The 9,202-nt window shown below is 47.2% G+C and carries 13 protein-coding genes; 2 read left to right on the top strand and 11 right to left on the bottom strand.

Translation table 11 applies throughout. From position 1 onward, the window contains the following. A partial coding sequence (locus ANME2D_RS19050; RefSeq protein ID WP_394295706.1) for a transposase occupies window positions 1-206 on the bottom strand: 206 nt, incomplete at its 3' end. Continuing rightward, complete coding sequence (locus ANME2D_RS10150) at window positions 203-781, bottom strand: winged helix-turn-helix domain-containing protein (RefSeq protein ID WP_048091317.1); 579 nt, start codon at window positions 779-781, stop codon at window positions 203-205. The genes ANME2D_RS10150 and ANME2D_RS19050, both read right to left, overlap by 4 nt. 825 nt (window positions 782-1,606) lie before the next feature. On the opposite strand from ANME2D_RS10150, the gene ANME2D_RS10145 reads away from it, so the two are divergent. After that, window positions 1,607-1,918: a hypothetical protein gene (locus ANME2D_RS10145; protein WP_048091315.1), complete on the top strand. Its 312-nt coding sequence runs from the start codon at window positions 1,607-1,609 to the stop codon at window positions 1,916-1,918. Continuing rightward, the gene (locus ANME2D_RS10140) at window positions 1,915-2,262 is read left to right on the top strand and encodes a hypothetical protein (RefSeq protein ID WP_048091313.1); all 348 of its coding nucleotides are present in this window, start codon (window positions 1,915-1,917) and stop codon (window positions 2,260-2,262) included. The genes ANME2D_RS10145 and ANME2D_RS10140 overlap by 4 nt, the downstream gene beginning before the upstream one ends. A gap of 377 nt (window positions 2,263-2,639) precedes the next feature. Here ANME2D_RS10140 and ANME2D_RS10135 read toward each other — a convergent pair whose 3' ends face one another. From ANME2D_RS10135 to ANME2D_RS18040, 9 genes are all read right to left on the bottom strand, one after another. Next, entirely contained in the window at window positions 2,640-3,050 is a 411-nt protein-coding gene (locus ANME2D_RS10135; RefSeq protein WP_052368795.1) for a DUF1579 family protein, read from the bottom strand. A gap of 98 nt (window positions 3,051-3,148) precedes the next feature. Further along, window positions 3,149-3,583 (bottom strand): VOC family protein, encoded by a 435-nt coding sequence (locus tag ANME2D_RS10130; RefSeq protein WP_048091311.1) that lies wholly within the window; start codon window positions 3,581-3,583, stop codon window positions 3,149-3,151. Window positions 3,584-3,621: 38 nt separating this feature from the next. Next, complete coding sequence (locus ANME2D_RS10125; protein ID WP_048091309.1) at window positions 3,622-4,542, bottom strand: VOC family protein; 921 nt, start codon at window positions 4,540-4,542, stop codon at window positions 3,622-3,624. Between the two features lie 32 nt (window positions 4,543-4,574). Next, entirely contained in the window at window positions 4,575-4,838 is a 264-nt protein-coding gene (locus ANME2D_RS10120; protein ID WP_048091307.1) for a hypothetical protein, read from the bottom strand. 83 nt (window positions 4,839-4,921) lie between these two features. Continuing rightward, entirely contained in the window at window positions 4,922-5,038 is a 117-nt protein-coding gene (locus tag ANME2D_RS19045; RefSeq protein ID WP_394295705.1) for a VOC family protein, read from the bottom strand. Between the two features lie 73 nt (window positions 5,039-5,111). Next, window positions 5,112-5,375 carry a hypothetical protein gene (locus ANME2D_RS10115; protein ID WP_048091305.1) on the bottom strand — a complete coding sequence of 88 codons (264 nt, stop codon included), beginning with the start codon at window positions 5,373-5,375 and terminating at the stop codon, window positions 5,112-5,114. A 118-nt stretch (window positions 5,376-5,493) separates the two neighbouring features. Next, window positions 5,494-7,986 (bottom strand): PEP/pyruvate-binding domain-containing protein, encoded by a 2,493-nt coding sequence (locus tag ANME2D_RS10110; protein ID WP_048091303.1) that lies wholly within the window; start codon window positions 7,984-7,986, stop codon window positions 5,494-5,496. 141 nt (window positions 7,987-8,127) lie between these two features. Then, a complete protein-coding gene (locus ANME2D_RS10105) occupies window positions 8,128-8,382 on the bottom strand; it encodes a hypothetical protein (protein WP_048091301.1) in 255 nt (84 codons plus the stop codon). Between the two features lie 461 nt (window positions 8,383-8,843). Continuing rightward, window positions 8,844-9,002: a hypothetical protein gene (locus ANME2D_RS18040; RefSeq protein WP_157834062.1), complete on the bottom strand. Its 159-nt coding sequence runs from the start codon at window positions 9,000-9,002 to the stop codon at window positions 8,844-8,846. Window positions 9,003-9,202: the final 200 nt, after the last annotated feature.

The raw sequence follows: 9,202 nt of genomic DNA, 5'->3' as shown, positions 1-9,202 counted from the left end.
ACGATAACCAATTTTTTGAATTGGTAAATTAACTTCTGTAAAAATTTCTTGAATATATCACTATTAAGCGTCTCTGCAAACTCATAAATGAAATGTTTTGCGTTAAGTGATCCAAAGACACAGTGTTTCTCTTTCCTTTTATACTCATATTTGACAGTTGGATGACTGCCAACAGGAAACCAGCCATAAGTAAGATATGGAGCTATCGGAAAGATGCTTTCGTCCAGAAATAAGACCTCGTATCCACTGCTGACAAATGGTTGAATTCGCTGTTTGAAGTTTTTTTAAAATCTTCTTGAAGATTTATATTGGCTTTCCTATGAATCGGTCGAGGTTTTTGGCATGAAAAACCAAGACGATGAAGTATACGCCTTACTTGAAGTGGTTTATAAGATACGTTATAGAGTTTTTCTATTAGATGTATAACAAGTTTTGTTGTCCAGATAATGAATGGAAAGCCCTGCTCCTGAGGAGATTTGAAAAGAATTGGCTTTAGATCTTCTATCTGTTTATCTGTCAATCTTTTTGGTCTGCCAGATTGCTTTTTATTATTCTTTCTTGAAATCCCCTCTGTGTGCAGGCGGCGTAGCCAGTCGCCAACGGTTGTTAGTGGATGTTTTACCGCCAAGCTTATTTCTTCAAGGGTCTTACCTTCCTTGCGTAAAATCGCTGCAAGAAGCCTTATTTTAGCTTTTGGATCATTCTCTTTTTGATAAAGAATATTCAACTCATCTATAGAAATGTTTGGAAGAAATGATTCACCTCTTGGAGTTATTGTCATCTAAACACTCCCCCATTAAATAATCTGCTTGATGGTTCTTAAAAATTACGGAGAACTTAGAATCATGCTATAGATTGAAATAGAGAATATACTGCTATTTGATATGGTTTTGAGAATCTCTATTTTAATCATATTATATTATTATATTGAAAGAAGAACCTCGCATGAGACACAAGCTCAAGAATCGTCTCAAAGAACTCCGCTCAGAGTTCGAATTAGGTCAGAAATCATTGGCCTAACTTGAGAACAGACAAGCGAACTTAAGGAATACCCTGCTGCGCATCAGCGGCGCGATACAGGTGCTGGAGGAGGAGTTAGCGAAAGAGGGCGGGCAGGAGAACACAGGGCAGCCCGGCGGCGCCATTGGAGGGATCCATAAGCCTGAGCAGGGGACTGAGGTGTCTTAATGCCCGGCGGTGCTTCGGGTTTTTTAGAAGCAGGACCGATCTCTATCAACGCAAAGGACGCAAAGATCAGTGCTACACTTCGCGTCCTTCGCGGTTAGACCTGACTTGCGCAGGTGTAAGTTGAGCGAATCCAAATGGGCTTATCTGAACTGTTTCCCGGCGCACGCGCCTTTTTCGACGTATAGGAAAGTATAAACGCATTTCTTCCTCCTCATCTTGAAATCTGATAGTCTAAAAACAACGAACATAAACGAACTGGAACGAACTCCAAGAGTTCGTTTTGAGTTAGTATAAGTTCGTTGTTAATAATTTTGCCCCCGCAGGGGCTTTCTTGAGCCACGCTGCGGACATGGTTCCATCAGCATTGGTAAAACTATATAAACTCTCGAACTTAATTGATATTATCAGGTGATCGAGAATGTCCGTATCCGTAAAACTACCTTCTGAAATCCACAGCGTCTACGAAAATCTTTTTAAACAGAAACCTGAAGAGGGCACCATACACCTGGTCGTCAATGAGCTGCGCAGGCGCCTTGTTGAGTATAAGCTCATGGATAAGACATTCCGGGAGAAATATAAAATGGATTTTGATGAGTTCAAGCAGAAGGGGATCGTTGAAGAGTCTGGGCATTCATTTCAGGTTGAAGAGGATTACTGCGACTGGGAACTTGCTATTGACGGGATCCAGACGATAAGTGCAGAGCTCAAAAAGCTTGCAAAATACACATGAGAATCGTAGATTTTATTGACTCCCTTGAGAGCGCGGCTTCAAAATATTCATTAAAACCGCGGGTTCTGATCAAAACCGAAAACGCGGTCAAAGCCAGGATAGAAATATCGGACAGTATCTATATCCAGTTCTATCATCATCAATTATCAGGTACCTCGAATTATGTACTTGTGGGATGGAATAACAGATTGTACGGCAGAGACTGCATTGGAGGAAACTGGCACAGACATCCTTTTGAGAATCCGCAGGCTCATGATAGAACCGGCGACGGAGCAGAAGATATTACACTAGACGAATTTCTTGATGAAGTATTTGAAATCTTATTGAGAGAGAAATTGATATGACAGCAAGGCGTCAACGATTTTCTCTTTATAGATACTGAGAACAGCTTAGAGTCAAGCTGAATGTTCATCAGCTTCCAAAAATGATTCTTTGTGAACTTTGCACCCTAGCGGTGAGGCTTGACTTACTCAAGCGGAAGTTGAGCGAATTCAAATGATTCTATCTGAATCTTGGCATCGCTAATAGAGACAAAGTATGGAGGATTGATGCAATGAACACAAGAGTGCTAACTAAGGCAGCCCCAGCCCCAACTTCCACCCCTGTTCTCCAGCAGCGCAGGCGTACTTTCAGCGAAAGCCCTCATCTTGTTCTGCAGCGCCGTCCCCTGAACAATCATGAACCCCTCATAACCCCGCCTATCGTGCACGAGGTGCTACGCTCACCCGGCAAGCCTCTTGACCCCGGCACACGCGCCTTTTTCGAGCCGCGCTTCGGGCACGACTTCAGCAAGGTCAGTCGTGATCGTTACGTCTTTGCCCCGAACATCATAGCGGTATGGAATCGGGACCCCCACCAGATTGGAATAGACAAGTGAAGGGAAGGTATCGCTCGATGGGTCGTAGCCGATGAGTTCCAGGCTCTGGATTTTCATGCCCATAAAGTCAGCCTCGAAGCTCTGTTTTAGAAAGAATCCGCCCGGTAGCCACTCAAAAGTAGTCCGTGCAGATACGTTGTCGACTTTAGAGTCGAGCGTACGACCTTTTATACTCCACGTGCCGACCAATCTATCCAAGCGCTTGAGCGCGGGATCAGGTTTAGGCGGCTGCTGTTGCAGGTTATTATCCGACATAACGATTCTTCCTACTGTTGTTTTCCATGCCTTTTAATAACCTTGACGAGTACCGGGGCTGCCCCGATTGTTAGAAGCGCGTGGCAATAGCACAGTCTTCACTTCGCTTTCGGATAGGTGTAATCCACCATCCACTGCACTCCGAACTTATCCTTAAAACTGCCGTAGTAGTCGCCCCACGGCTGGTCGGCAATCGGCATCTCTATCGTGCCGCCAGCGGAAAGAGCGTTGAATATCCTGTCCGCCTCTTCTTTGCTTTCCGGGTGGACTGAAATATAAACATTGTTGCCTTGAGTTAGTTTCTGTCCGAGCGATTCAAGAGAATCACTCGCCATTAATACATTGTCTTTACCAACCGGTAAGCTGATGTGCAGGATTTTGTTTTCATCCTCTTTCGGGATATTTACGCCTTCCATCGGCATATCCTTGAAGCGGACAACAGAGCTAAACTCTCCGCCAAAAACGGATTTATAAAAGTTAAACGCTTCTTCCGTATTGCCCGCAAAATTGAGGTAGGTGTTTAATTTTGTCATAGTGTTTTCTCCTTAACTTTTAATGATTTTGATCCTTTTTATTGGCCCTCATATGCTTTCTTTAATTCCTCAACGTCAAACTTTTTCATTTTCAGGAACGCATTGGTAACGCGTTCCACCTTCTCTTTATCGGGGTCTCGCAGCATCTCATCCAGAACAGTGGGTGAGACTTGCCATGATACACCGAACTTATCCTTGAGCCAGCCGCACACACTTTCTTGCCCTCCGTCTGCGGTAAGTTTCTCCCAGTAGTAGTCAATTTCTTCCTGGGTCTCGCATTCAACCATAAACGAAATGGCCTCATTGAAGGTAAAGTTGTGTTCACGAGCGCTATCCATGGCCGCAAATCCCTGATTCTCAAGCGTGAAGGCGGCATGCTTTATTGTTCCCTCTTTATCTGGTTCCTCGCCTTTGCCGTAGCGGAGGATGTTGCCAATTTCCGCATTGTTGAACACCGATGTGTAAAAATTGATCGCCGCTTCTGCTTTCCCGCACTGCTCGCCGGCAAACATAAGCGTGGGAGTGATTTTCTGCTTCATCTTACGATCACCCATGAACATCACCTGCCACGAAAGACCGTACCTGTCCTGAGTCCATCCATATTTTTCGCTGAAGGGATATTCACCAAGTTCCATGAGTGCCGTACCCCCTTCAGACAGTTTATCCCATATCGCATCGACTTCCTCCTTCGTATTACAGGCGACAAGAAATGATATAGCTGGAGTGAATTTGAATAGCGGTCCGCCATTAAGCGCAATGAATTTTTGCCCCTCAATCTCAAACTCAACGGTCATTACCGTGTCCTCCGGCAGGCCGTGAATTTCAAAACCTGCTTTGCTGGCGCGGGTTATCTCGCCGATCCTGGAATTTTTGAAGATGGAAGTGTAAAATTTCGCCGCCTCTTCGGCTTGGCGGTCAAACCATAGATTCGGTGTGATTTTTTGTTTGATAGTTGTCATAATTTTACTCCTATTAGTTTCTCCTATGCTTCCTACGCTTTGCCCTCATCGGCAAGTCGTTTGCGTCTTTCAATTTCCGCTTCACTCGGATTATCAAGAGCAAACGATCCGGTCTTGAGTTCTCCGGCGGGTTCATAGGTAGCGATGATTACACCAGTTGTAGAAGTTTTGCTATCGATAAGCTTGAACGACCATCCGCCATAGGTAAAACCGCCGGTCGGATCTTCCTCTGGTCCCCCGGGTGCTTGCATAACGCCATCAAGCGTTATAAATATGCTTACAACAAGTTTTCTCATAATCGTTTCTCCTTAATTTTATTCCTCCGACTTCGATTGCATGGGCACTGGCTCGATCATGCTCACGCGGTTGCCTTCGGTGTCTATGAACGACGCATAAAGTCCGACACCGGGAATAGCCAGCCGAAGGCAGTCTCATAAAACTTCCTCATACGGCCCTTATCTTTCGCCGGCATTTCAAAATGTACGACAGGATTCATTTTCATCAGATTCCCCCACTAATAAGATAATTATGTATTCGATGATATAAGGATTTTTGGCAGCTTCATAGATTCAACCTAAGAGACCAAGCTCTTTCATTGCTCTCTCCTCATCCTGGTGAACTATGAACATGATGATTTTTGGCTCGGTGCCGGTTTTCTGGATAAAATATGTAACATCAAATTCAACCAGCTTGTTTCCGGTCTTTTCAAACGTCGCTCCCCAGTGGACTTTGACCATGGAATATTCTCTGCTGATTTGGGTTTCGCCCATGGAAAGAATTTTTGCTGAGGTCTGCCTTACGCTTCTGTAAAATTCCGCGGCCTTGCTTGCCATTTTGGCGAACTCGTCTCTTCCCAGCGCGATACTGCCCCTTGGACCCGCTAAAATAATTCGCCCCTTAGATTTCCATGTACTTCTGTTTAAATTGCAGCAAGAAGTGCCTGTCTGATATTCAGGTCTGGCTGTGAACTAAACCATGGAATCCATCCACGCGAATCCGCTCTCCGTCTTTCAGCCGGCGAGTCCCATCTACAGTTCCCATCACGGCTGGAATACCATACTCGCGTGCAACTATGGCCGCATGCGATCCCGAGCCGCCGGTATCTACTACGACCGCAACAGCACGTTGAAAGAGCGGGGTCCAGGAGGGATTCGTGTATGGAGCGACAAGCACATCACCTGAACACAACTTACCGAACTCTGAAGCATCGAGGATGATGCGTACCGTTCCCTCTGCTATACCGGGGCTCCCCGGCGTACCGCGAAGCAAATTATCGCCTGCAGCTTCGGTTTGGCGAAAGGAGCGCGGGTCTACCAACGGCATGCCTTCAAGGGCTTTTCGCTGCTCTTTGCGCCGCACTACGGCAGATTGCAGGTCGCTTGTTAGCTGCGGTGTCGGCGGCCATGCCATTTCAAGTTGCTCAATTTCATTCAACTGAAAATGAAACACATCTTCGGGGGTACCTATCACACCGATGCCGACAAGCCGCCTACCGAATTCAAGCAACGTCCGCCGGATCACAGGCAGTGCCAGTGTAGCGTAAAAATGAGTGTCTTCGCGCAGCTGCAGAAAGCAGCGCGCCTCATCCAGAATCTCAATAAACGAGTTTCTCAAAAACGAGATTCGCAGAAGAGGGTGCATCAAGATTTTATCCCGTTCTATCTCCCATGCAGGCCTCCCGTTTTGAGACCGCGCCTCCGTTGAAGCAAGACCCTTTAGAATACCGAGCATTATCTCCGGCGCATCTTTCCATGTGGGCTCAAGCGCGGTACTGAGTACTGACTCCCGGTGGCCGTAGCGATCAAGGAAACTTTTTAGCTCAACCAGAAACATCCGGCCTGATGGCTGCGCCTCCAGGGCTTTCCATAGCTTATCTGCATCATGCTTTGAAAAGATATCAGACAACGAGGGATTGGCTCGAATCCACGCTGCCAAAGCCTCTAATGCATGGTTTGCCTCGACTGTCTTGTTCTCAACTCCGGACATGAGAACACTGAAATGATCACTCCGCCCTAATAAACCAAGGAACAGACGAAGTAATCCGACAGCAAATCCCATCCGTGGATAATAGCGGCGCCGCAGTTCTCCCACATCGACAAATATTTCCTGCGACTCGTTCATCGTGGCAAGCAATTCCTTCCACGAGAGCGTCTGCAGCTCACGGGCTTCCAGGTCTCTGATGCGCAAAGATATATCGTTCAAGAGCGGATCTTCCTTCCAGTGTACGGGATTGTAATGCAGAATTATTCGTAACAGATGCACCGGCGCCAGGAATATTCCAGAAGTCAGATGAAACTCTATCCTGTGCTTTAGTTGAACTATAACATCATCTTTCTTGACGAACATTTGATCAAAGGGCGGCGCCGAGACTCCAAGCAAACCAAAGATTGATGTGGCTGCGTCAGAAAGCGCAGGCAGCCAGGTAGTAGCATCCAGTGGATACGGCCGAACCGCGAACATCTCTGCGAGCAGACCTGCCACCATTGACTGTATCTTGCTCATTTTAGGTACAGGCTCAGGCAGGGCGGTAATCGGACGAGATTGGACAATAAAAAATTTCCCGCCGCTCCATACCCACTCAATGTCCTGGGGATTCCCGAAATGCTGTTGAATCGCCAAGCCGAGCCGTGCAAGCTGCCTCAATGCGGGGTCAGGTAGCGCTGGCTGTAGTGCTCCTTTGCTACCAAATGAAACACGTTCCGTACCTCCCTCTGTGCGCGGTCGAATTAGAACCTCCCGTTTTCCATGATGTCGCTCGATAATACGCCAGCTTAACCATTGTTTCCGCATGACAAAGTGGTCTGGAGTTACCAGACCTGAGACAACAGCCTCGCCAAGTCCTGGATTGGCATCAATTACTATCTCATCCCGCGCACCTGTGACAGGATTGGCAGTGAACATTACACCTGCGACATCTGCCGGCACCATGTGCTGAATTACAATTGCAAGCTTGACCGCCCTCTGATCGATGCCACGGCGTCTGCGATAGGTGACTGCACGATCAGTCCAGAGCGATGCCCAGCAGCGCCGCACAGCATCCAGCAAAGCCTCTTCTCCAATGACGTTAAGGAAAGTATCTTGCTGGCCAGCAAATGCCGCCCCGGGTAAGTCTTCGGCGGTCGCACTGGAACGCACTGCAACCGACCTCTGCCCGAACTTCCGGTACGCTTTTAAGATTGCCTGTTCGATTTCCAGTGGAATAGGCGCGCTCTGGAAAGCATCCCGAATCTCTGTACCGCTGGATTTTTCTTCTTGAAGTACTGCGCTGATAATCCGGCCTAATGAATTGTCTACAACGAAGCGGTCGTAGGCTGCAGTGGTGACTACAAACCCTGGCGGTACAGGAAAACCGGCACGAACGAGCTCGCCCAGATTGGCACCCTTGCCCCCGGCAAGAGAGATGTCTTTTTTAGTTAACTGCTCAAAACTACGTATAAATTCCATATTCGATATTTTCCCAAGCTTGTCTTATATTCCAGAAGTAATAAAACTTATCAGGCGATCTGCAGTCTTACACGATATCCCTCTCGAAATCGTCGTAATTTCTTTTGATGGCTTATACTTCAGGTTAGATATCTACGTTGATTAGATCAGGTTCCAGTAAGCAAGCCACCAGATAAATGCCAGTACTGCAAGCATCACCAATGTGTAGTGGATGCGCCCGGGGATGCCAAAATAGCGCCGCATCCAGGCCCAGGATGGCAATCCTAGAGCGGTTTCAGGATTGGTAAACAGAACAATGAACCCGATCAGGAAAGCCAGGCTTAACACGTTGAGTATGCCTGCACACCAGGAGGCCAGGCCTCCGTTATGAAATTTCGCCACTTCTCTCTTATCCATTCATTAAACGTCCAAAAAAATTAGAAGACTAAGCGAGCACTTCCGCTAGCTTCGCCTTCACGGTTTCAATATGGTCGGCACCCATTTCCCTTTTATCGGCTTATGGGTCGGTGGGGCCCATGCCCAGGCCACTGATAGGCTGACTGATGGGTGAGTAGGGCGCAATCAGAGTGCCAAAGACTGAATAACCCGGGCTCAAGAATCCGAGGACGAGCCAGGCGAGTGTGAACATGACCAGCGACTGCGCCGAACGCGAGCCACCGGACTGTCTCCGGGGTCGCCAGTAAACCATTCATTACCAGGCGCTTGAGCGCGGGATCAGGTTTAGGTGGCTGCTGTGCGTTCGAGTTGTTGCCTGACAAAATGATACCCCCTTAAAACTGACTGCTGTGATTTTAGTAACTATCCGCTACTTAAAGCTTCCTGCCATCTTATCGAGTCCCGTCACCCGTCGCTGTACTTCACAACATTTGCTTTATATGCCGCGCATTGAGAGTGCCTTTTACCTGTACAGGGCCGCTCTGTTTCCTGGCATCGCGCAAAAGCTTGTTGATTATTCGCTCCGGCACATCAACGCACGGGTCGATGCCAAGTTTATGGACTTTTGCAACGAATTCCATTTTTGATATTTGGCGGCAAATTCTATTTTACTACACGGAATCTAAGATGTGTCCTGCTGGCTGGAAGTTCCACCACTTTTATTCTTTCCACCTTGATTGATTTATTGCCTATATCTTCAAATGGCCGAAAACCGGCTCTCAGAAATACCGGTATGATATCAATATGCAGTTCATCAGCTAATCCTGCTCTTATACATTGC

It is taken from the genome of Candidatus Methanoperedens nitratireducens, assembly GCF_000685155.1.
Lineage (GTDB): Archaea > Halobacteriota > Methanosarcinia > Methanosarcinales > Methanoperedenaceae > Methanoperedens > Methanoperedens nitratireducens.
The sequence above is the reverse complement of the archived record's forward strand: the minus strand, read 5'-3'. Positions and strand labels throughout refer to the sequence as shown.